Source organism: Asticcacaulis solisilvae (genome assembly GCF_017875235.1).
GTDB classification, from domain to species: Bacteria; Pseudomonadota; Alphaproteobacteria; order Caulobacterales; family Caulobacteraceae; genus Asticcacaulis; species Asticcacaulis solisilvae_A.
Map to the genome: position 1 here is coordinate 250,006 of NZ_JAGGMI010000007.1, position 21,295 is coordinate 271,300.

Here is a 21,295-nt window from a genome sequence, read left to right on the forward strand (position 1 = left end):
TTATGGCGTCATCAGACGCAGCATGGGCGCCGTCTCATAGCGGAAGCCGCGTCCCGACAGGATGATCGGATCTTTTGCCTGCAGCGCCTGAAGTTCGGTATCAGCCAGGCCGCGCACCACGCCCAGGCCATAGGCGCCGCTGCCGTCGGCCACGGGACCCAGCGCAAGGACCGCGCCTTGCTTGACCCAGGGTTGCCAATGAACGACGTGGGCCTGCATGTCGGCCATTTCTTCCGGCGTGGCGTCGAACGGGAAGGTCGCCCGCGGCGGGATCAGTTTCATGACAAAGGCGGGGGCTGTGCCCTGCTCAGGCGCGAAATAGCCTTCCAGCCAGGTGAGAACCCGCTCCCATCCCGAGGCATGGCTGCCGCACGACTGGGCGTGCTCGCCAAAGCCGGAGTGGCGCAATGTGACACGCGTTCCGCCTTCGATCGGCGTCAGGTTGTAGCTGACGTGGCTTTCAAAGCTTTCCCAGCTCGGGCGCCACGTCATCTCCAGGCGATGAGGCGCTTCGACGCGCGTATAGGTGCCGCCGACGTCGAAGCCCGTGCCGTCGGCGCCCACGCCCGAGCTCTTCCAGACGCCGCCTTCGCGCAGGTCCGATGTCATGGCGGTGGTGCGGTAAAGATCATCGGCGCCCCACCATTTCGGCAGTTGGTCCGGGTCGGTGAGGGCGGCGAAGACGCGTTCGATCGGCGCGTTGATATCCACCGTGGCCAGTACGAGGCCGGCGTTGATATCGGCAATGGCGCGAGCGTCAGGCATCGGGAGTCTCCACAAAGGCTTTGAGTGCGTTGAGATGGCCGGCCCAGAACCGGCGATAGGTCAGGATCCAGTGATCAACCGGTTCGAGCTTGGCGGGCTTGAGGCGATAAAGCCGTTCGCGGCCGTGGCGCGTTTCCTCGACGACACCCGCCTCGCGCAGGATGCGCAGATGCTTGGAGATGGCCGGGCGCGACACGGGAAAGGCTTCGGCGACGGCATTGACAGGTTGGGGGCCGTTGCGCAGGGCATCTAGAATGGCGCGACGCGTCGGATCGGCGATGGCGCGGAAGATGTCGTCCGCGCCGCCCTCTTCATTCTCTGCCGTCCGGATTTTCCGTGCTGCGGTCATATTGCCTCAATAGGTAACCATTTGGTTACGTATAGGGTAAAAAATAACGGCGTCAAGCGCCGGTCTGAAAAATACGGGATAGAGGAAAAAATGAGAGGGCCGGCTGCCGTTTGGCGGGAGAAAGATCGTTTCACCGGCAGCCTTGTCTGGCCCTCGTCAACCTGGTCATGATCCGGCGGGTGTGAGGTGCCCGCCGGGTGTCCCAGGATTTGCATTGGTATCTGCTTGCTGGCTTAGCGCGCCAGCCAGCCGCCATCGACCGGGATGACCGCGCCGTTGACGTAGTCCGAAGCCGCCGCGGCCAGGAAGACCGCCGTGCCGCCCAGATCGGCCGGCAGGCCCCAGCGGTTGGCCGGGATGCGGTCGAGGATGGCCTTTTCGCGGACCTCATCGGCGCGAATCTGCGCCGTGTTGTCGGTGGCCATGTAGCCTGGCGCGATGGCGTTGATATTGATGCCCTTCGCGGCCCATTCGTTGGCCAGCAGGCGGGTGATGCCGGCAATGCCCGACTTCGACGCCGTGTAGCTGGGGACGCGGATGCCGCCCTGGAAGGAAAGCATCGAGGCGATGTTGATGATCTTGCCGCGTCCTTTAGCGATCATGTGCTTGCCGGCGGCCTGGGCCATGAAGAAAGCGCCCTTGATGTTGACGTTCATCACATCGTCCCAGTCCTTTTCAGAGAACTCGACGGCGTCGGCGCGGCGGATCAGCCCGGCATTGTTGACCAAGATGTCAAGCCCGCCCAGGCCTTCTACGGTTTCCTTGACGATGCGTTCGACCGGCTCGATGCTGATCAGGTTGGCGTCGATGTTGAGAAACCTGCGGTCGAGGGCCTTGACCTTTTCGCCGGTTTCATCGGCCGGCACGATGCCGGCGGCGGCGATATCAGCGCCGGCTTCGGCCAGGGCCAGGGCGATGCCCTGACCGAGGCCGGTATTGGCGCCGGTGACCAGGGCAACCTTGCCCGTCAGATCGAATGCTTGAAGTCCCATTATTGTGTTTCCTGGTTCGGGGCTTGTGGAGTTATGCCAGCTGGCAGATGTCGAGGACCTTCATGTCGGTATAGTCGAGGTTTTCCCCGCCCATGGCCCAGATGAAGGCGTAGTTGGCCGTGCCGCAGCCCATGTGGATCGACCACGGCGGCGAAACGACGGCTTCGTTGTTCTGGATGACGATGTGGCGCGCCTTGTCGGGCTCGCCCATGAAATGGAACACGCGGTCGTTTTCGCCGAGGTTGAAGTAGAAATAGACTTCCGAGCGGCGGTCGTGCAGGTGCGGCGGCATGGTGTTCCACACGCTGCCCGGCGACAGGATGGTCAGGCCCAGCAGCAGCTGACACGACTTGGCGGTCGTCGGCACGATGTACTGATAGATGACGCGTTCGTTCGACTGCTCCAGCGAGCCGCGCGCCAGCGGCACGGCCTGGTCGATCGAGATCTTGACCGTCTCATAACGCTGGTGCGCCGGGGTCGATGTCAGGTAATAGAGGGCCGGGTTGGCGGCGTCGTCCGACGAGAACAGGACTTCCTTGGTGCCCATCGGGATGTACAGGCCATCTTTCTGCGCCAGGTCGTAGACCGTGCCGTCGACACTGACCTTGCCCGAACCGCCGCCGACATTGATGACGCCCAGTTCGCGGCGCTCAAGGAAGGGATGACCGGCGGCCGAAGCGGGCTCAGTCTGGTCCGGCAGCTTCAACTGGCCGTTGACGGGGGCTGCGCCGCCGACGACGAAGCGTTCGAAATGGGTGTAGTTGAGGACCACCGCGCCGGGCGCGAACAGGCCGCCCATCAGGTATTTTTCGCGCAGATCCTGCGTGTCCGCGCCGTCCATCATGTCAGGATGGGTGGCGTGGTAGATCTTCTGGTACAGCGAATTCTGGCACATGGCGCGGTGGGCTCCGATAGTTTTAATGATCAGAATTGATCAATAGGTGTCATTTTCAATCCCTTACAGCTTGTAGGCCGCTTTGGGAAGGTTGTAGGTGAGGTCTTTGATGACGTCGGCGGCGTCTTCCATCGCGATGCGATGCTCCGACACCAGCCGGGCCAGGAAGTGGGCGTCCATGCGACGGGCGACGTCGTGGCGCGCCGGGATGGACAGGAAGGCGCGGGTGTCGTCGTTGAACCCGACCGTGTTGTAGAAGCCACCGGTTTCCGTGACCTGCTCGCGGAAGCGCATCATGCCTTCCGGGCTGTCGTGGAACCACCAGGACGGGCCCAGCTTCAGGACCGGATAGTGGCCGGCCAGCGGCGCCAGTTCGCGCGCATAGTTGGTCTCGTCCAGGGTGAACAGGATGACCGTCAGGTTCTTTTCGTTGCCATAGGCGTCGAGCAGCGGCTTCAGTGCATGGACGTAGTTGGTCGGCAAGGGGATATCGCAGCCCTTGTCGCGGCCGAAGGTCTCGAAGACCTTTTGATTGTGGTTGCGGAACGATCCCGGGTGGATCTGCATGGTCATGCCGTCATCCAGGCTCATGCGCGCCATTTCTGTCAGCATCTGGGCGCGGAACAGCTCGGCATCTTCGGCCGTGACCTGCGGGCTCAGGACGCGCTTGAACAGGGCCTCGGCGTCTGCGGCGGACAGGTTGGCCGTCTGGGCGGTCGGGTGGCCGTGGTCGCTGGACGTTGCGCCCATGGTCATGAAAAAGTCGCGGCGGACGCGGTGGGCCTTCAGGTAGCCCTGCCAGTTATAGACGTCCTCGCCCGACAGGTCGGCAAAGACCTTCAGCTTGTCGTGGAACTCTTCGTGTTCAGGATCGATGACCGGGTCTGGACGGTAGGCGGTGACGACGCGGCCCTTCCAGCCCGACGCCTTGATCGCCTGGTGATGCTCCAGCGAGTCGGTCGGGCTTTCGGTCGTGGCCAGCAACTCGATGTTGAAACGCTCGAACAGGGCGCGTGGGCGATAGGCTTCGGAGGCCAGAAGCTCGCCGATACGGTCGAAATACATGTCCGACGTATCGGCATCCAGGGCGACGTCGAAGCCCATGATCGTACCGAACACGTGGTTCATCCAGATCGAGGTCGGCGTGCCGCGGAACAGGTGCTGGTTCGCGGCAAAGATGCGCCAGGCTTCGCGCGGATCGGCCGAGGATGGGCCAGCCTTCGAGGCCACGCCGACGGATGACATGTCGATGCCCTGTGAGTAGAGCATGCGGAAGATGTAGTGGTCGGGGCTCAGGAAAAGAGCTGTGGCGTTCTCGAACGGCGCATTGCCGGCGAACCAGGACGGATCGGTGTGGCCATGCGGGCTGAGGATCGGGAAGTCCTTGACCAGCGCGTACAGCTCGCGGGCCAGCGTACGCTGCGTGGGATCGCTCGGCAGAAGGCGATCCTCATGAAGAAAGAGGGGCTTTGGCATTTTGGTCGTTTCGTTCTGGAATTGGCCGGGGACCCGCATATTGCCCGCAGATTGGTCCGGCCGCACTCCCTAATTATCCCGTTATCGCCATAGGTAACCGGTGTCATGGCTTTTGACAACAGATTTTTTGCGACAATTTCGCTAAAAATCGCGATTTAATTATTTTGGCCTTACCGCTTTGCTTGGCCGGACGAGCCGCGAACGATGAGCTTCGACTGGAAGACGATCGAGGTCTGCTCGGTCATCTCACCACTCATCAGGGTTTCGGTCGCCGTGCGCGCCATATCGCGGATCGGCAGGCGCACGGTCGTCAGCGGCGGATAGATGCGCGTGGCGACGTCGGCGTCATCGAAGCCGATGATGGTGACGTCTTCGGGAATCTTCAGTCCCAGTCCATAGGCGGCGTGATAGGCGCCGGCGGCCATCTGATCGTTGCAGGCGATGATGGCGGTCGGCGGATTGGCGGTCTTAAGCAGCCGGGTGGCGGCCGCGATGCCCGCATCGAAACTATAATCGCCGGGTTCGTCGAGGTCCGGAGCGATCTCGAGACCGTTGCGGCGCAGTCCTTCCTCGAAACCGGCGCGGCGTTCGTGCGCCGACGGGTAGGCCGGATTGCCGTTGATGAAGGCGATGCGCTTATGGCCCAGCGCCGCCAGGTGATCGCCGCCTTCGGCGCAGCCGGCACGGTCGTTCGATACGATCTGGGCGGTATGGATCGGTGGATCATTGCGGTCGCCGGATCGGGCCGTCACGCGGATGACCGGTGTGTCCAGCTCTTCCATCAGTTCCAGTAGCCTGCGGTCCTCGGCGATCGGCGGCAGCAGGATGACCCCGGCCAGGCGCTGCATCTCGATGAATTCGCGGATGTCTTCGATGAAGTTGTCGGCATGGCGGTCGCACGGGTGCACGACCAGGTCGAGCCCGGAGCCGCGAAGGCTGTCGAGGGCGCCCATCTGCATGTTGACGACATAGGTGGCGTTCGGGTTGTCGTAGATCAAACCGAACAGGAACGAGCGCCGAAAGGCCAGGCCGCGCGCCTGGGGGTCGGGCCGAAAGCCAATGCGGGCGATGATCTCATTGACCTGATCGCGTGTGTCCGGCCGCACCGACGGCGAATTGTTGATGACGCGCGACACCGTCTTCTTCGACACCCGGGCCAGGCTGGCGACATCGTTGATCGTCGCCTTCTTGCGGCGGCGGATAAAGTCCTCGATGGCGTCGCCGATATCGCGGCCGAATTCGCGGCTGGAGGCCAGGGGCTGGCTAAAAGGTTTCGGTGCGGGGGATCGGGCCATATGGGCTTTTTTATAGGTTATCGAATCAAGTTTACGGCACTTGCGCAGGTTTTGTGTCACAGGAAAGCGTTTTTGCCAAATCACCTAACCCAAAAGCACCTGCGTCAGAAAGTGACACCGGTTACCGTAACCTAAAAGGTCCTAAACCGCATCTTGTTTTCTTTGGTAATGACTTTTATCGGTAAAAGTTGAAAACAATGCGATTTGGTATTGCATGGCGGCAGAGGTCAGGCCAATAGCGTAGTTATTCACTCGCAGCCCTCAACGAAACCCAAGAGAGCCTCATGACGCGTCTTAATCTGGCAAACCTTGATCAGTTGTCACCGGCCGCCACCAGGCCTGCCTACGATCCGTCGACCCTGGATATCGGCGTCGTCCATTTCGGTCCGGGCGCCTTCCATCGCGCCCACCAGGCGGCCTATTTCGACGCGCTGGCGTCTGCGGACAAGCGCTGGGGAATCTGCGGCGTGTCGCTGCATTCGGCCGGCGTGCGCGATGCGCTGGCGCCGCAGGATGGGCTCTACACCTTGGCCATTCTCGATGCCGAGATCCGCTATCAGATCATCGGTTCGATGCGTGAAGTGCTGGTGGCGCACGACGATATCGAAGCGGTGTTCGAACGTCTGACACGCCCCTCGGTGGAACTGGTGACCTCAACCGTCACCGAAAAAGGCTATTGCCTGGCGCCTGACTGGACGCTCGACTTCGGCCATGCCGACATCGTTCATGACCTGGCGAACCCGCAAACACCGAAGTCGTTTATCGGCTATGTCACCGAAGGCTTAAGCCGCCGCAAGGCCGCAGGTTTGAAGCCTTTCGTGCTGATCCCGTGCGACAACCTGCCGAAGAATGGCCAGCGCCTGAAGGCCGCGGTCATCGCTTTTGCCGCGCGCGGCGATGCCGGTCTTGCGGCGTGGATCGAAGCCAATCTGCAATGCCCGTGCACCATGGTCGACTCGATCACGCCGGCGACCGACGACGCCCTGCGCACGCGCGTGGCCGAAGCCATCGGCCTTGAGGACGCCTGGCCGATCCAGCGCGAGGCCTTTACCCAGTGGGTGATCGAAGAGCACGTCCACGACGGCGGTCCGGACTGGGCCAGTGTTGGTGTTACGCTGACCGACAATGTGCCCGCTTATGAGCGCGCCAAGCTGCGCCTGTTGAACGGCCCGCACTCGACGCTTGCCTATGCCGGCCTGCACAAGGGCTATGAGAGCGTGTCCCAGGCGGTCGGCGACCCGGAACTGGAGCAACTGGTCCGCGACCTGATGCTGAAGGACGTCGTGCCGCTTTTGGAAGCGCCAAAGGGCATGGACTTGCCGGCCTATTGCGAAGCCATCCTTAAGCGCTTCCGCAATCCGGCGATCAAGCACCTGCTGTCACAGATTGCCTGGGATGGGTCGCAGAAGCTGCCGATCCGTATCCTGAGTTCGCTGAGTGAAGCACTGGAACGCGGCCAGGACATTTCGCGCTTTGGCGTGCCGCTGGCGGCGTGGATGCGCTTTGTCCGCACCAAGGCGGTGAAGGGCGAGGCGATCACCGATCCGCTGGCGACCGAGTTGCTGGCGCTGGGGGCTGAGCTGAAGGACGATGTGTCGGACGTGAAGGCGGTTCTTGCCTTGCGCTCGGTGTTTCCGGAAGCGCTGGCGGCGAACCCCAAGGTCGTGGCCGGGATTGAAAAGGCTTATAGCGAACTGCTGGTAAGCCGTTTAGCGTAACTCCCTCCTCCCTGTCGCGCAGCGATGGGGAGGTGGCATCGAGCGTAAGCGAAGATGACGGTGGGGGGTGACTCCGGCGGAATACCCCACCACCGCATCTCATTCGCTTCGCTCAATCGCGCGGTCCCCCTCCCCATCGCTACGCGACAGGGAGGAGAGTTCTTTACGTCCCCGCCTGGACAAACGGCACCTTGCCGAACAGCTTGCGCTCTTCACCGCGCGGATCAAACGCCAGTTCCGGCTTAAGGTTCCACACCATGGTCTCGCGCTTTTCCAGCGTATAGCCCTTCCATTCAGGGATCGCCGGCGTCTGTGGCGATCCCGTCCGCGCGAAGGCGATAAACGCATCCGAGATCAGTCCGGCCATTTGCCGGGCCTCGGCGCTGTCAGTCGTGATGGCGTCCGGCACGTGGGTGTTGCGGAAGACCAGCGGGATTTCGATGGTGTGCGGCGCGCCCAACCTGCCGCCGTCCTTCGGCGTCGCCCAATCGAACTGATAGGCGAAAGCCGGCGCCCCCTGACGCGCGCGTGCCTCAACCTCCTCAACCGCACCGCGCCAGGACCGGCCGGCTGTGGTGGCGGCAAAGAATACATCCGACGGTGTCATGCCGGGGTAAAGCTTACGGTAGGTGTCGATCACCAGATAAGGGTCGATATCTACGCGGTATTCTGGCGGCAGCATGGCCGGCAGGTCTTCCCAGGCCAGGGCGAAGTTCTTCGGGTTGCCCCCTAAGAAGGCGCGCGTCTCATCGTGCGTATTGCCGATGATCATCGGGATGTGACGCGATTGATCCGGCGCATCCGGCCAGAAGGGATGGCGGAACAGAATGGCCTCATCCAGCACCGGGCCCATATAGACGCCACCCTTGCCCAGTACCGGATCGGTGACCTTCAGCGCCGCGACCAGGTCTTCCATTGGCAGGGTCTGAACCTTGGCGAGGCCGTCAGCGTCCCCGTTGAGCCCAAGCGTCTTCAGGAACGCCGTGGCGCGCAAGGTGGCATTGCCGGGCCCTGAGGCCGTCACCTGCTGACCGCTCATGGTGGCGGCGCGGTGGAACAGCCCCTTGGCCAAGGGCGTGGCCATCATGGTGGCGATCTTGGCGCCGCCGCCAGATTGTCCGAAGACCATGACGCAGTTGGGATCGCCGCCGAAATTGCGGATATTGTCGCGCACCCATTCCAGCGCCAGGTGCAGGTCCAACTGCCCGCAGTTGCCGGAGTAGCGCAAGGGCCCCGGAGCGCCGGTCACCGCCCGCTCCATACGCGCCAGATAGAGATAGCCGAAGGCGTTCAGCCGGTGATTGACCGTGACAACGACGACATCGCCGGCTGTGGCCAGGTTGGTGCCGTCGTAAAGCGCGTCGCCGCCGGAACCATTACTGTAGGCGCCGCCGTGAATATAGAACATGACCGGCCGGGCCTTTTTTGTATTGGCTTCCGGCGTCCAGACATTGAGGAACAGGCAGTCTTCACTCTTACCCCACGGATCGGGTGTACTGCCCTGCGGCGAGGCCGGGCCGTAATGATCGGCCTTGTAAGGCGTTTTCCATGGCGCAGGTTTGACCGGCGGCTGAAAGCGCGCGCGGCTGGTATCGGCGCCGTAACGCAGGCCCAGAAACACCTGCACCCCGCCCTTGGTCTGGCCGATGACAGGTCCGGCGGTCGTCGCGACCGTTGGCGGTTTCGTTTTCGCCCATCCTGCTACCGGTGTCATGGTGGTGGCTGCGGTCAGGCCCAAAAGCGCGTCACGGCGGTTCATCGCATCACGTCCCTGTAATTTTCTGTTGTAAGCCCAGTCTGGCCGTGAACTCGGCGCAAGTAAAGCCTTGAAGTCCCGGCGATTGCGGCTAAATTTCAGGGATGAGTTCTACCGCGCCTCTCATCGATGCCTTTGGCCGCCGCATTTCCTATGTGCGGCTGTCGGTGACGGACCGCTGCGACCTGCGCTGCACCTACTGCATGAGCGAGCACCAGACCTTCCTGCCGCGCAAGGACCTGCTGACCTGGGAAGAGATGGAGCGCCTGAGCCGCTTCCTGATCGCGCGCGGCGTCGACAAGCTGCGTATTACCGGCGGTGAGCCCTTGGTGCGCAAGGGCGTGCTCGACTTCCTGCGCCGTATCGGCGAAGAGGTCCATGCCGGGCGCCTGAAGGAACTGACCCTGACGACCAACGGTACGCTGCTTAAAGGCGCGGTGCCGGCCCTGGTCGAGGCAGGCATCAAACGCATCAATGTGTCGTGCGATACGCTGAAACCCGACGCCTATCGCCGCATCACGCGCGGCGGTGATCTCGCTAGGGTGCTGGACGGCATCGAGGCGGCGCAAGAGGCAGGTATCCGCATCAAGCTGAATGTGGTTGCGCTGGCCCAGGACAATCGCGCCGAACTGCCCGACATTATCAGTTTCGCCCATGCGCGTGGCATCGACGTGTCGCTAATCGAGACCATGCCGATGGGCGAGGAGATCGATCGCGAAGCGCAATTCGTGTCGCTGGCCGATGTCTTGTCCGAACTGCAAAGCTTCTGGCGCGTGACGCCGGTCAATGACACCACGGCGGGTCCGGCGCGCTATTACCGGATTGATGAGACCGGTGGGCGGCTGGGCCTGATCACGCCGCTCAGCCACAATTTCTGCGACACCTGCAACCGCGTGCGCGTGACCTGTACCGGCCGGCTCTATATGTGCCTGGGTCAGGACGACCACGTCGACCTGCGTGCCGCCCTTCGTGAAGATGCGACCGATGCCGGGCTGGAAACGGCGCTTAGCCAAGCCCTGGTGCAAAAGCCGCGCAGGCATGATTTTGTCATTGCCTCATCGTCGCTTCTGGCCCAGGACACGCCCGGATATCGCCCGGCGCGCACCATGTCGCTGACCGGCGGTTAAAGCGATATGCCAAAAAGTGTGCAGCGGTTTTTGGCTAAATATCGCGCGCAAAATAGGGACGAAGATGAGCGAAATGACGGAAAACGATCTCAAATATCTGGGGGGCGGGCGCATCGACGCTGAACGGCCGTTTCGCTCGGTCAACATCGCCGTCCTGACTGTGTCCGATACGCGCACCGAGGAGACCGACACGTCGGGTGACGTGCTGGCGGCGCGGATCACCATGGCCGGCCATCACCTGGCGGCGCGCGCTATCGTTCGCGATGACATCGACGCGATCCGTACGCACGTCAAGAACTGGGTCAGTTCCGGCAATATCGACGCGATTGTCTCGACCGGCGGCACGGGCATTACCGGCCGCGACGTCACGCCTGAGGCTGTAGAGCCCTTGTTGCATAAGCGGATCGAAGGTTTTTCGACCATCTTCCACATGCTGAGCTATCAGACAGTTGGCCTGTCGACCCTGCAATCGCGGGCCTTGGCCGGCATCATTGATGGCGTCTTCATCTTCTGTCTGCCGGGGTCTAACGGCGCGGTTAAGGATGGCTGGGACAAGGTCATCCGCTGGCAACTCGACAGCCGCCATGGCCCCTGCAACATGGTCGAGCTGATGCCCCGGCTCAAAGAAAAGTAGATGCCGGCGCGCCGCAATGTGCCCATGACCGAAGCGGTCGGGATCGTTCGCTCGGGCGCCCTGACGCCGCAGCCCGAAACCGTGGCTTTGAACGCAGCCGTGGGGCGCGTGCTGGCGGCGGATGTCTTAGCGACGCGCGACCAGCCGCCGTTTCGCAGCAGCGCCATGGACGGCTATGCGGTGCGTAAGGCTGATCTGGGGCATGAAACCCTTGCGGTGATTGGCGAGAGCGCTGCCGGTGCGCGGTTTGAAGCTGCGGTTGGCGACGGGCTGGCCGTGCGCATCTTCACCGGGGCACCGGTGCCGGACGACTGCGATGCGGTTATCATTCAGGAAAATACGGAAAAGATCGAAGGTGGTATCCGCCTCCTGCCCGACGCTGTGACGGCGAAGAGCAACAACATCCGACCGAAAGGCGGAGACTTCCGCACATCTGATCCGCTTCTGGCGAACGGCGACCGACTCGATCCGTGGCGCCTGTCGCTGGCCGCTGCCGCCGGACGCGCTAATCTTGAGGTCGTGAAACGCCCGCGCATCGCCGTCTTGTGTACCGGCGATGAACTGATTCTGCCGGGACAGACGCCGGGCCCGGATCAGATTTTTGAATCCGGTTCGCTGGCCCTTATGGCCTTGATCGCGGAGTGGGGCGGGGAGGCTGCCTATCTCGGCGTCGAAGGCGATGGCCAAGCGGCGATTACAGAGGCGGTGCGCCACGCTGAAGCCGACCTGATCGTCACGGTCGGCGGCGCCAGTGTCGGCGACTATGACCTGGTCAAGCCGGCGCTTGGCGCGCTGGGGCTGACACTGGAATTTGAAACGCTCAATCTGCGCCCAGGTAAGCCGACCGCGTTCGGGCAACTGGCCGATGGGCGCAGGACGCTGAGCCTGCCTGGTAATCCCGCCTCGGCCTTTGTCGTTGCGCAACTGCTGCTGAAGCCTTGGATCGAAGCGTCGTTGGGCATGGCTGAGCAATCACCTTTCATCAAGGCTGCGCTGGCTGTGGGCGTCGGTCCGGCCGGGCCGCGCGAAACCTATATGCGCGCAAGGCTCGAGACATCCGAGGATGGCCGCCAGATGGTGACGCCCTTCCGCGATCAGGACTCCTCGCTGGTCAGCGTCTTTGCCCGCGCCAATGCGCTCTTGCGCCTGCCGGCCAATGCCCAAGCGCAGGCGGCTGGTGCGGTGGTGGACATAATCCCGCTCAACCGAGTGTGAAGCGTCGTCAGTATGGCCCCGCCCACCAATTGCTCCGCAATTGGTCCCCCCTCCCCATTTATGGGGAGGGGGGACCGCCGCTAGGCGGTGGGCGGGGCCATCCGATGGTTCATCGTGCGGGCAATATCAATCAGTACGCCGGCTTTTCCACGACGTCGCGGTGTTGCGGCGCCAGGGCGGCCAGAAGCTTGTTCTGCGCCGAGAATGGCACGCCGTTCTTGTCCATCGCCTTTTGCAGGTTTTCAACCAACGCGTTGAAATCGGCCTTCTGAATGCCGAGGTTCTTGTGCGCCGCCTTCATGTCCTTGCCTGTGTAGGTGCAGCCGCCGCCCAATACGACGCAGAACTGCTCGACCAGGCGCGCCTTGGTCTGTTCGCGCTTGGCGGGCTCAAAAAAGGTGTTGATGCGCGGGTCGGCGTCGACATTGACGAACATGTCGTCGACGATCTTCACAAGGCCTTCGCGGCCGCCGAATTCAGCGAACAGCTTGCCGTCCGTCGCGATCACGGGCGTGGTGGCGGCGCCGGGCTGGCCGGGTACGGGCGCCGCCGCCAGAAGCAGGGCAAGTGCGATAAAGGTCATGATCAGAATCCTACCTGAAGCGAGGCGTAAAGGCCGGTCTGGCGGCGGGTGACGACGTGGCCGAGGTCGGCGTAGGCGATTGTCAGCGAGATATTCTTGCTGGCCGCATAGGCGGCGAAGACGTCGAAGGCCGCGCCTTCCTTGGCGATGGCGAGGTTGTCCGGCTTGGTGCGGACCTCGGCGCCGATGGCCAGCTTGCGGTTGATCAGCCAGGCCGCCGAGCCTTCGAACTGGGTGTGGCGTTTATCGTCCATGCCGCCGAAGCCTAAGATACCATACTGGTTGGCGCGCGTGCTGCGTAAGGTGCCATTCAGCAGGATACCCCGTGCCAGATACAGCTTGGTGGCGCTGATGTAATAGTCGGTGTCCTTGCCGCGGCGCGCGCCCAGAGCCGTCACCAACGCGGCCTTGTCATTCTTTTTGAACTGCGCGCCGACGCTGACCTGGGGCCACCAGCGGTCCTGGTCGAGGACGGCGTCGCCCAGCACCTTGACCTTGATGCCCAATGTATCCTGATTGATCGTATAGTTCTGGCCGAGGCCGAGCGCCGTGCCGACGTCCTGGGTGTTGAACGCCTGGCGCGAATAAGACAGCTCGACGCGATCGTAGAGGCCGATCAGCACGCCGGTCGAACGGATATCGAAGTCCGTGGTGTTGACGTCGGTCGCATAGACATTGGCGCCGATCTGGCGCGCCGAGCCATAGCCGCCAATGACCGCCCACGGTGTAAGGCCGCCGCCGGCCGCGCCTTCGATCTGGCTGACACCGCCGGTCAGAAGCAGCTTACCGCTGCCGGTGAGGGACTGCGCATTCGCCGATCCGGCGGTCGCCAGCACAGCCATGGCAAGGAGGGCGGCGGAAAGACGGACAAACATGATGGCAATCCACAGGAGATGAACTGCAATCGGTTTACCTAACGGGCATTAAGGTTGAATTGATGTCGAAATAAAAAAGCAATCCCTTGCCCGGCCGGGATTTTCGTGATCACGATAAGAGGTTGGTATGCGTATCAGTCGTGACGCCGAAGAGGGCTGAGCCCTATGGTGTCTTAGCTTTTTTGTTACGCATACCGGTTTCGCCACATGATCCGGATGCGTCTCCACACCGGGAGTTGTCATGTCCGAAACCGTATCGAAGCCGTCCCAGCCCGCGCCTCCACTGATCGACCGCGTCAAGAACATCCTGCTGAAACCCTCTCCCACCTGGGATGTCATTGCCAACGAGCCGGCTGACATCAAATCGATCTATCTCGGCTACATCATTCCCCTGGCCGCCATCGGTCCGATCGCCAGTGCCATCGGCATGAGCGTATTCGGCGTCGGCATTCCCGGGTTGATCAGCTACAAGACGCCGCTGATGTGGGCGGCCACCGGCGCGGTCGTGCAATTCGTGCTGGCGCTGGTTATGGTCTTCGTCCTTGCCCTGGTCATCGACGCCCTGGCGCCGTCCTTCGGTGGCCAGAAAAATCAGTTGCGCGCCTTCAAGGTGGCGGCCTATTCGGGCACAGCCGGCTGGCTGGCGGGTATTTTTGCCATTCTGCCGCCACTGGCCATGCTGGGTATCCTCGGCCTTTATAGTCTCTATCTTCTCTATGTCGGGCTGCCTAAGCTGATGAATGTGCCACAGGAAAAGGCCGTCGGGTATACGGCGGTCACGGTCATCGTCATGATCGTCCTGGGCCTTGTCTTCAGCCTGCTGTCCGCGCCGATTTACAAGTTCGGTATGCCGGGCGGCTTCCTGAGTGGCGCCGCGACGGGCGCTACCGGCGCGGCTGTGGGAACGGTCGCCGTGCCGGGGGCTGGCTCGCTCGATCTCGCCAAGCTGGAGGCGGCTACCAAGCAGATGGAAGCCCAGGCCTCGGCCATGCAGGCCGGGCAGGCGACTGTGGCAACGGTTGACCCGGCGCAGCTTCTGGCCCTGATGCCGGAAACCTATCAGGGCGCCAGCCGATCCAACCCAACCACCAGTGCGGACCAGGCCGGCGGCATTGCGGTGGCAAACGCCGAGGCAACCTACGCCTTAGGGGCCGGAACCGTTCGGCTGAAGGTCAGCGACCTGGGCAGCATGAGCGGCCTGACAGCCATGGCTCAGGCGGTCAATGTCAACCGGACCGAGACGACGGCAACCGGATACAAGAAGATCGTTTCCAGCAACGGCCGCGTCGTAACGGAAGATTACGACAACAGCGCCAAAAGCGGCAGCTATTCCGTCCTGGTCGGGCCACGGATCAACATCGAAGCGCAAGGCGACAATGTCGACATGGCCACCCTTAAAGGACTGGTCGACGGCATGGACCTTGCGCGCGCCGAAGGCCTGGCGAAGTAGGTAATCGAGGCCGTTTAGATCGGTATGATTTTAAGTGGAAACGTCATACCGATCTAAGTTTTTGTTTTGTCGCGATATTTAAGGCGAAAACCGCCTACACTTTTCGCCATATCGCTCTAAAAGGCGGCCTCTTTCTTATGCGGCGGCCGGTGCCGGCGTGAACCGCTCCAGGATATGCCGCGTCATGCCCTTGGCCAGTTCCTCCTCGCCAAAGAAGACGGCGCCCAGCTTCTCGCTTCTGAGGAACTGGACTTCGCCTTCGCTGTGGGTGCGCAGGACGACCTCGATGTCGGGATTGACCCGGCGGGCGGTATCGACCATCTGGCGGACGTGCAGCAGGTCAGGCGTGGCGATGACCAGCATGGCCGCGTTCAGCACATGCGCCTGGGCCAGGACCACGGGTTCGGCGGCATTGCCGTAGACCGCGGCCTTGCCGTTATTGCGCAGGTCTTCAATGCGCTCGCGGTTCTGGTCAACGACAACATAGGCGATACCCTGAGTGTCAAGCGCCTCGGCGATGCGCTTGCCGACGCGCCCATAACCGACCAGGATGACCTGCCCTTTCAGATAACGGTCCTCGGTCGCCGTCGGCAGCTCGGCCAGGGGCTCGACGCGTTCCTCCATCCTCCGAACGGTTTTCGAGTGCTTGAGCGCCCAGGCGCCAATTGGCTTCATCGCGTTGAATATAAACGGGTTGGTGGCGATCGAGATCAGCGCGCCGGCCAGGATCAGGTTCATGCCTTCCTGCGGCAACAGGCCCAGGCTGACGCCAAGCCCGCCAAGAATGAACGAAAACTCGCCGATCTGCGCCAGGCTGGCGGCGACCATCAGGGCGGTATTGAGCGGATAGCGGAAGGCCAGGACGAGGGCGGCCGCGGCCAATCCCTTGCCGGCGATGATGATGGCGACGACCGCCAGCACCTCGATGGGCTTGTTCAGCAGGACCATCGGGTCGAACAGCATGCCGACCGAAACAAAGAACAGCACGGAAAAGGCGTCGCGGAGGGGGAGCGACTCTTCGGCGGCGCGGTGGCTGAACTTGGATTCGCGCATGACCATGCCGGCGAAGAAGGCGCCGAGGGCAAACGACACGCTGAACAGTTCCGATGCGCCCCAGGCGATGCTGATGGCGGCGGCGATGACCGACAGGGTGAAGAGTTCGCGCGATCCGGTCTTGGCGACCTGCCACAGGATCCAGGGCATGACCTTGCGCCCAACCAGCAGCATCAGGGCTATAAAGGCGCCGACACTCAGAAGCGTGGTGGCGATCGATATCCAGAGATTTTGCGGCGGCGCATGGGTGGCGGTTTGTGCCGCCCCGTCAGCATTGAGAATATGGGCCAGCGGCGGCAGCAGGACGAGTACCAAAACCGTGACCAGGTCTTCGACAACCAGCCAGCCGATGGCGATACGGCCATTCATGGTCTCGGTAGCGTCGGCGGCCTCGAGCGCCTTCAGCAGCACGACGGTGCTGGCGCACGACAAGCACAGGCCAAAGACCAGCGCCGGTCCGAACGCCCAGCCCCATAGCCCCATGGTCAGGGCGATGCCGAGCAGGGTCGCCAGTGACATCTGCACGATGGCGCCGGGCAGGGCGATCTTCCGCACCGACATCAGGTCGTCGAGCGAGAAGTGCAGGCCGACGCCGAACATCAGCAGCATGACGCCGATTTCTGACAGCTGGGCGGCGATATGGCCGTCAGCGACGAAGCCGGGCGTAAACGGGCCGACCAGAATGCCGGCCAGCAGGTAGCCGACCAGTGGCGGCAGCTTTACGCGCGCGGCCAGAAACCCCAGGACAAGCGCCAGGCCGAAGCCGGACGCAAGGGTGGTGATGAGTGAAATATTGTGGTGGTCCATGCCTCGCCTTTAGAGTTCGTGTGAAACAGAAAAGGCCCGCAAAACCGGCCGGACAAGACTCCTGGCCGGAGCTTCATAAGCTAAGATTGCGGATTGGTTGCACTTTCAGGGTTGAAGCGCGATGCGTCAACCCCGATCACGGCCTTGCTATCAAACGTGACCGAAGCGGTTACGGATGCGTGCCGTCCCAGGGCCGGAAGTGCTTGGACAGTTTCAGGCCCTGGCCCTGATAGTGCGAGCCGCTCTGGCCGTAGAGCTGGGCCGGGCGTTCGGTCAGAGGCTCATAGACCAGGCGTGCGACGGTCTGGCCGTCTTCCAGCAGGAAGGGCGTGTCGAAACAGCGGACTTCGAGCACGCCGCGCGAGCCCTTGGCGCCGGCCTCGTCCGTGCCGAAGCCAGGGTCGAAAAAGCCGGCATAGTGGACGCGGAATTCGCCAACACTGGGGTCGATCGGCAGCATTTCGGCCGCTTCCATGACAGGAATTTCGACGGCGCCTTTCGAAGCCAGGATGTAGAACTCGCCCGGATCCAGTAGAAGCTGGCCGTTGTTCTGGTACAGCGGCTCCCAGTACTTCCTGGGGTCGTGGCCGTCGATATTGTCGAGGTCGATGACGCCGGCGTGGCGGCGGGCACGATAGCCGACCAGGTCACCCGTCAGATCGACGCCGCAGTCGGCGGTATAGAGCTTGGGCGAATTGCCGCGTTTGATGCGCAACTGGTTCAGCCGGGTGCCGGTGCGCGCCAGGACCGAGAAGGTCTGGGGCGCGATTTCGACATAGATGGGGCCGGTATAGCCAGGCGCGACGTCGTCGAACAGGTCGCCATAGTCGGACAGCAGGCGTACGAAAACGTCTACACGGCCGGTCGACGATTTCGGATTGGCGCGGGCGGAGATGCCGGCGGGCAGATGCAGGCTTTCCTGAAGTTCGGCGATGTAGACGCAGCCGGATTCGAAGACGGCGCCCTTGGACAAATCCATCTCATGCATGACGACGTCGGGCAGGCGTTCGGACACCTTGCGGCCGCGTGGCAGGTAGGAGGCGCGCACGCGCCAAGCCCGGTCGCCGAGGCGCAGGTCGATGCTGGCCGGCTGGATCTGGTCGTGGTCGAGCGCGCTTTGGCTTTTGACGACGCCCTGCGCGACCAGTTCGGCCAGGCTTTGCATGGGCAGGATGCCGTGTTTCTGGTCGGCCGTAGCTGCGACGGGGTCCGCGATCAGGGTCGTGGCGGTCATGAAATGTGGCTTGTCTCTTAACTTGTGGGCGCACGCGTCCAACAAAAACTTTGTGCGTCGCGGCGAATTGATTAATATGCTGCGAGGGCGGTGGCCGGGCAATCTAGAGCGCTTTCCAAAAAGTGTGAAACGGTTTTTGGACAAAAAGGCGCGACAAATTAAGAGTCTCGTGTCCGGAAGGTGGCTCCACTTTTAGGGAAGGACGAGGCTTTAGAAGGAGAATTCCCCGATCGTGTATAGTCATACCAGTCACGGCATAACCATCAGCGTCGAGGTCGAATACCTGGCGCCCGGGCTGCACGACTACGGCCCGGATCAGTTCGCCTGGGCCTATCACATCACCATGCGTAATTCGTCCGATGAAGTGGTACAGCTGAAGACGCGTCACTGGACGATCACCGATGGATTTGGCCGCGCGCACAAGGTCAATGGCGAAGGCGTGGTCGGGCAGAAGCCGCGTCTGCAGCCGGGCCAGAAATATACCTATACGTCGGGTTGTCCGCTGCCGACGCCGTCGGGCTCGATGAGCGGCTACTATGTCTTTGTCCGCGAAGACGGTGCGCCGCTGAAAGTGATCATCCCGACCTTCTCACTGGACCTGCCGGATCCGGGCCGTGTCTTGAATTGACTTACGGGGCGTGGGGTCGGCTCCCCACAAAATCTTTTGATGGCCAAAAAAAGCCTGACCTTTTTGAGGCCAGGCTTTTCTTTGGGTTTTAAAGGCCTTGGGGTCGCAGGTCCCAACCCCGATAAGTTCAATTACAGGTAACGACGCAGGTTGCGCGACAGGTCCGCGCCGGTGTCGCGCTTCTTGGTCTTCTGCGATGGCTGATAGGCCACGCGGGCATGTTCGACGCAGTAGGGCGTGCCGTCATCCGAACGGCGGCCGCAGAACGAGAAGCTGTCCGAGGACGGATCGCCAATCGGCCACTTGCACATCTTCGACCCCAGGGTCAGCACGGTCGCCGTACCAGGCGTCTCGACATAGGGCACCACGGGCTGGCTGATCACCGGACGCGCCAGCACCGGATCGGTTCGGCGCAGCGGCGCGGACGCCATGGCGGGAGCGTGCTGCGGCGTCGATACGGGACGCGGCGGTCGCTGCGGTTTGTACAGGGGACGGGCGGGCTGCGACGGCGCCGCACGGCCCGACAGTCCCAGGCGGTGCACCTTGCCGATCACGGCATTGCGCGTCACGCCGCCCAGCGTTTTGGCGATCTGACTGGCGGAATGGCCTTCCTGCCAGAGCTTCTTCAAGGTTTCTACCCGTTCGTCAGTCCAGCTCATGCTCTCTACTCCCTGAAAAACCTATATAACTTGCGATATGCAAGCAAGCAGACCGCAACATATAGACTATGCCCCGTGGGATATTCTCCCAGCCGTCTATGAATGGTAAACGAAATGTTAAAGGACGCAATATATGGTGTCAGGGGAATTTCATCTGTCCACATAAAATCAATATGTAGTGGTCGATACATCCACATGTGTGGATAAATTGGGCATATCGTTCACAGGCGTGAAAAAAGCGTCGTCATGTCGCCGATTGCGAATTGCCAAGACGCTTTGCTTCTGTACACTGCGCCTTGGGGATGCGGTCCGTGGCTGGGAGTTAACGGTTTTTTGCCGTTTTTTGCACATTGCTAGACACTCGTAATTTTTGAGGCCTTGAGTATGCGTGCCAATCTGGACACTGCCGTCGCCGCCCGCACCGGGCGGCTTAAGATGGCCGATATTGCCCGCCTTGCCGACGTTTCCGTTTCCACCGTATCGCGCGCCCTGGCCGGCAGCCCGCTGATCCCGCAGGCGTCGCGCGAAAAAATCGAGGCCATAGCCCGCGAACACGGCTATGTCGTCAATGCGTCGGCCCGCAATCTGCGCCTGCAAACGACGCGCGCGGTGGGCCTGGTCCTGCCGATGACGCGCGAAGACGGCCGCCACGTCACCGACCCCTTCCTGCTCGAATTCATCGGTCATCTATCGGATGCCGTCGTGACACGCGGTTACGATCTTTTGCTCACCCGCCTGACCCAGCCGCGTGAAGGCTGGCTCAATGAGTTGGTTCAGTCGCACCGCTTCGACGGCATGCTGGTGATCGGCCAGCACGAACAGCACACGGCGCTCAATGATATCGCCCAGCGCTACAGGCCCATGGTGGTATGGGGCGAGCAGCAGCCCAACCAGGCCTATTGTACGGTCGGCAGCGACAACCTGGCGGGCGGCCGCATGGCGGTTGAGCACCTGCTGGCCTCGGGCCGCAAGCGCATCCGTTTCCTGGGCGATGTTTCGGCGCCAGAGATGAACAGCCGCTATGTTGGCTATGTCGAAGCGATGAAGGCCGCGGTTCCCGATACTGACGAGGACTTCCTCGAGCCCATTTCGACGCGCCCGACCGAGTCCGCCGCCTACGCCGCCATGCGCAGCGTGCTGGCGCGCAAGGGTGATTTCGACGCGATCTTCGCCGGTTCGGACGTGATTGCCCACGGCGCGCGCCGGGCGTTCGCCGACTGGGGTGGCAAGGTGCCGGACGACTGCGCGTTTGTCGGTTTCGACGATGTGTCGCTGGCGAAATTCCTGACGCCGCCCTTGACGACCGTGCGCCAGGACCTGGCGTCGGCCGCCGGCATAATGGTCGACATGCTGATGCAGCGCCTGTCGGGCAAGGAGACGCCGTCGCATATCATCCCGGTCAACCTGATCGCGCGGGAAAGTTCCGCGCCCCTCCGCGGGTAGCGGCCTTCTTTACGTTGACGCCATCGCCGCACCTGTGGCACTAGCGATAGTCACGCGGGTGTAGCTCAATGGTAGAGCAGCAGCTTCCCAAGCTGAATACGAGGGTTCGATTCCCTTCACCCGCTCCAAATCTTTGGATTTGAATAAGTAGTTGAAATATATAGGTAAAAATTAGGAATTTTTGCCTGTGTAGGTTCTGTGTAGAATAATTTGAAGAATTGGTGTTCTGCCGCTTATAGAATCCCTCGCGGCAATCTGGACGGTTGAGCTTCACGACGCGAGGGCGATACCGGATTTTGGTGTGTTCTGCAAAGACTGCGACAGTCGTCCTCGACACTTGG

Annotated in this window: 19 protein-coding genes and 1 tRNA gene; 8 read left to right on the forward strand and 12 right to left on the reverse strand. The window is 62.1% G+C overall.

The window, feature by feature from the left end; all coding sequences use genetic code 11:
• From J2X24_RS13825 to J2X24_RS13850, 6 genes are all read right to left on the reverse strand, one after another.
• A complete protein-coding gene (locus J2X24_RS13825) occupies positions 1 to 765 on the reverse strand; it encodes an SRPBCC family protein (RefSeq protein ID WP_209722645.1) in 765 nt (254 codons plus the stop codon).
• Positions 758 to 1,114, reverse strand: a complete 357-nt coding sequence (locus J2X24_RS13830) for an ArsR/SmtB family transcription factor (protein ID WP_209722648.1) — start codon at positions 1,112 to 1,114, stop codon at positions 758 to 760. Before J2X24_RS13830 ends, J2X24_RS13825 begins: the two co-directional genes overlap by 8 nt.
• Positions 1,115 to 1,347: 233 nt before the next feature.
• Entirely contained in the window at positions 1,348 to 2,106 is a 759-nt protein-coding gene (kduD, locus tag J2X24_RS13835) for a 2-dehydro-3-deoxy-D-gluconate 5-dehydrogenase KduD (protein ID WP_209722650.1), read from the reverse strand.
• Between the two features lie 31 nt (positions 2,107 to 2,137).
• Positions 2,138 to 2,986 (reverse strand): 5-dehydro-4-deoxy-D-glucuronate isomerase, encoded by an 849-nt coding sequence (gene kduI, locus J2X24_RS13840; RefSeq protein WP_245344701.1) that lies wholly within the window; start codon positions 2,984 to 2,986, stop codon positions 2,138 to 2,140.
• A gap of 78 nt (positions 2,987 to 3,064) precedes the next feature.
• The gene (uxaC, locus tag J2X24_RS13845) at positions 3,065 to 4,477 is read right to left on the reverse strand and encodes a glucuronate isomerase (protein WP_209722656.1); all 1,413 of its coding nucleotides are present in this window, start codon (positions 4,475 to 4,477) and stop codon (positions 3,065 to 3,067) included.
• 170 nt (positions 4,478 to 4,647) lie between these two features.
• Complete coding sequence (locus J2X24_RS13850) at positions 4,648 to 5,772, reverse strand: LacI family DNA-binding transcriptional regulator (protein ID WP_209722660.1); 1,125 nt, start codon at positions 5,770 to 5,772, stop codon at positions 4,648 to 4,650.
• Between the two features lie 284 nt (positions 5,773 to 6,056).
• Between J2X24_RS13850 and J2X24_RS13855 the strand changes: the two genes are divergently transcribed.
• Positions 6,057 to 7,490 carry a mannitol dehydrogenase family protein gene (locus tag J2X24_RS13855; RefSeq protein WP_209722663.1) on the forward strand — a complete coding sequence of 478 codons (1,434 nt, stop codon included), beginning with the start codon at positions 6,057 to 6,059 and terminating at the stop codon, positions 7,488 to 7,490.
• A gap of 163 nt (positions 7,491 to 7,653) precedes the next feature.
• Here J2X24_RS13855 and J2X24_RS13860 read toward each other — a convergent pair whose 3' ends face one another.
• A complete protein-coding gene (locus J2X24_RS13860) occupies positions 7,654 to 9,249 on the reverse strand; it encodes a carboxylesterase/lipase family protein (RefSeq protein WP_209722666.1) in 1,596 nt (531 codons plus the stop codon).
• Between the two features lie 101 nt (positions 9,250 to 9,350).
• On the opposite strand from J2X24_RS13860, the gene moaA reads away from it, so the two are divergent.
• From moaA to J2X24_RS13875, 3 genes are all read left to right on the forward strand, one after another.
• Positions 9,351 to 10,373 carry a GTP 3',8-cyclase MoaA gene (gene moaA, locus J2X24_RS13865; protein ID WP_209722669.1) on the forward strand — a complete coding sequence of 341 codons (1,023 nt, stop codon included), beginning with the start codon at positions 9,351 to 9,353 and terminating at the stop codon, positions 10,371 to 10,373.
• Between the two features lie 64 nt (positions 10,374 to 10,437).
• On the forward strand, positions 10,438 to 11,007 hold the full coding sequence (gene moaB / locus J2X24_RS13870; protein ID WP_209722672.1) for a molybdenum cofactor biosynthesis protein B: 570 nt from the start codon (positions 10,438 to 10,440) through the stop codon (positions 11,005 to 11,007).
• Positions 11,008 to 12,222, forward strand: coding sequence for a molybdopterin molybdotransferase MoeA (locus J2X24_RS13875; protein WP_209722675.1), 1,215 nt, complete (start codon positions 11,008 to 11,010; stop codon positions 12,220 to 12,222).
• A gap of 130 nt (positions 12,223 to 12,352) precedes the next feature.
• On the opposite strand, the gene J2X24_RS13880 is transcribed toward J2X24_RS13875, so the two are convergent.
• Complete coding sequence (locus J2X24_RS13880) at positions 12,353 to 12,805, reverse strand: group I truncated hemoglobin (RefSeq protein WP_209722678.1); 453 nt, start codon at positions 12,803 to 12,805, stop codon at positions 12,353 to 12,355.
• Positions 12,806 to 12,807: 2 nt separating this feature from the next.
• The gene (locus J2X24_RS13885; protein WP_209722681.1) at positions 12,808 to 13,680 is read right to left on the reverse strand and encodes a DUF3034 family protein; all 873 of its coding nucleotides are present in this window, start codon (positions 13,678 to 13,680) and stop codon (positions 12,808 to 12,810) included.
• 241 nt (positions 13,681 to 13,921) lie between these two features.
• Between J2X24_RS13885 and J2X24_RS13890 the strand changes: the two genes are divergently transcribed.
• Positions 13,922 to 15,130, forward strand: coding sequence for a Yip1 family protein (locus J2X24_RS13890; RefSeq protein ID WP_209722684.1), 1,209 nt, complete (start codon positions 13,922 to 13,924; stop codon positions 15,128 to 15,130).
• A 135-nt stretch (positions 15,131 to 15,265) separates the two neighbouring features.
• Here the strand turns inward: J2X24_RS13890 and J2X24_RS13895 are convergent, their stop codons facing one another.
• Entirely contained in the window at positions 15,266 to 16,990 is a 1,725-nt protein-coding gene (locus tag J2X24_RS13895; protein WP_209722687.1) for a cation:proton antiporter domain-containing protein, read from the reverse strand.
• A gap of 169 nt (positions 16,991 to 17,159) precedes the next feature.
• A complete protein-coding gene (locus tag J2X24_RS13900; RefSeq protein ID WP_209722691.1) occupies positions 17,160 to 18,224 on the reverse strand; it encodes a 2'-deoxycytidine 5'-triphosphate deaminase in 1,065 nt (354 codons plus the stop codon).
• Between the two features lie 232 nt (positions 18,225 to 18,456).
• On the opposite strand from J2X24_RS13900, the gene apaG reads away from it, so the two are divergent.
• A complete protein-coding gene (gene apaG / locus J2X24_RS13905) occupies positions 18,457 to 18,852 on the forward strand; it encodes a Co2+/Mg2+ efflux protein ApaG (protein ID WP_310003844.1) in 396 nt (131 codons plus the stop codon).
• A gap of 131 nt (positions 18,853 to 18,983) precedes the next feature.
• On the opposite strand, the gene gcrA is transcribed toward apaG, so the two are convergent.
• Complete coding sequence (gene gcrA, locus J2X24_RS13910; RefSeq protein WP_209722694.1) at positions 18,984 to 19,511, reverse strand: cell cycle sigma 70 cofactor GcrA; 528 nt, start codon at positions 19,509 to 19,511, stop codon at positions 18,984 to 18,986.
• Between the two features lie 384 nt (positions 19,512 to 19,895).
• Here gcrA and J2X24_RS13915 point away from each other — a divergent pair, with 384 nt between their 5' ends.
• Both J2X24_RS13915 and J2X24_RS13920 read left to right on the forward strand, forming a co-directional pair.
• Positions 19,896 to 20,954 carry a LacI family DNA-binding transcriptional regulator gene (locus J2X24_RS13915; protein WP_245344688.1) on the forward strand — a complete coding sequence of 353 codons (1,059 nt, stop codon included), beginning with the start codon at positions 19,896 to 19,898 and terminating at the stop codon, positions 20,952 to 20,954.
• A gap of 54 nt (positions 20,955 to 21,008) precedes the next feature.
• Positions 21,009 to 21,082 (forward strand) — tRNA-Gly (locus J2X24_RS13920).
• Positions 21,083 to 21,295: the final 213 nt, after the last annotated feature.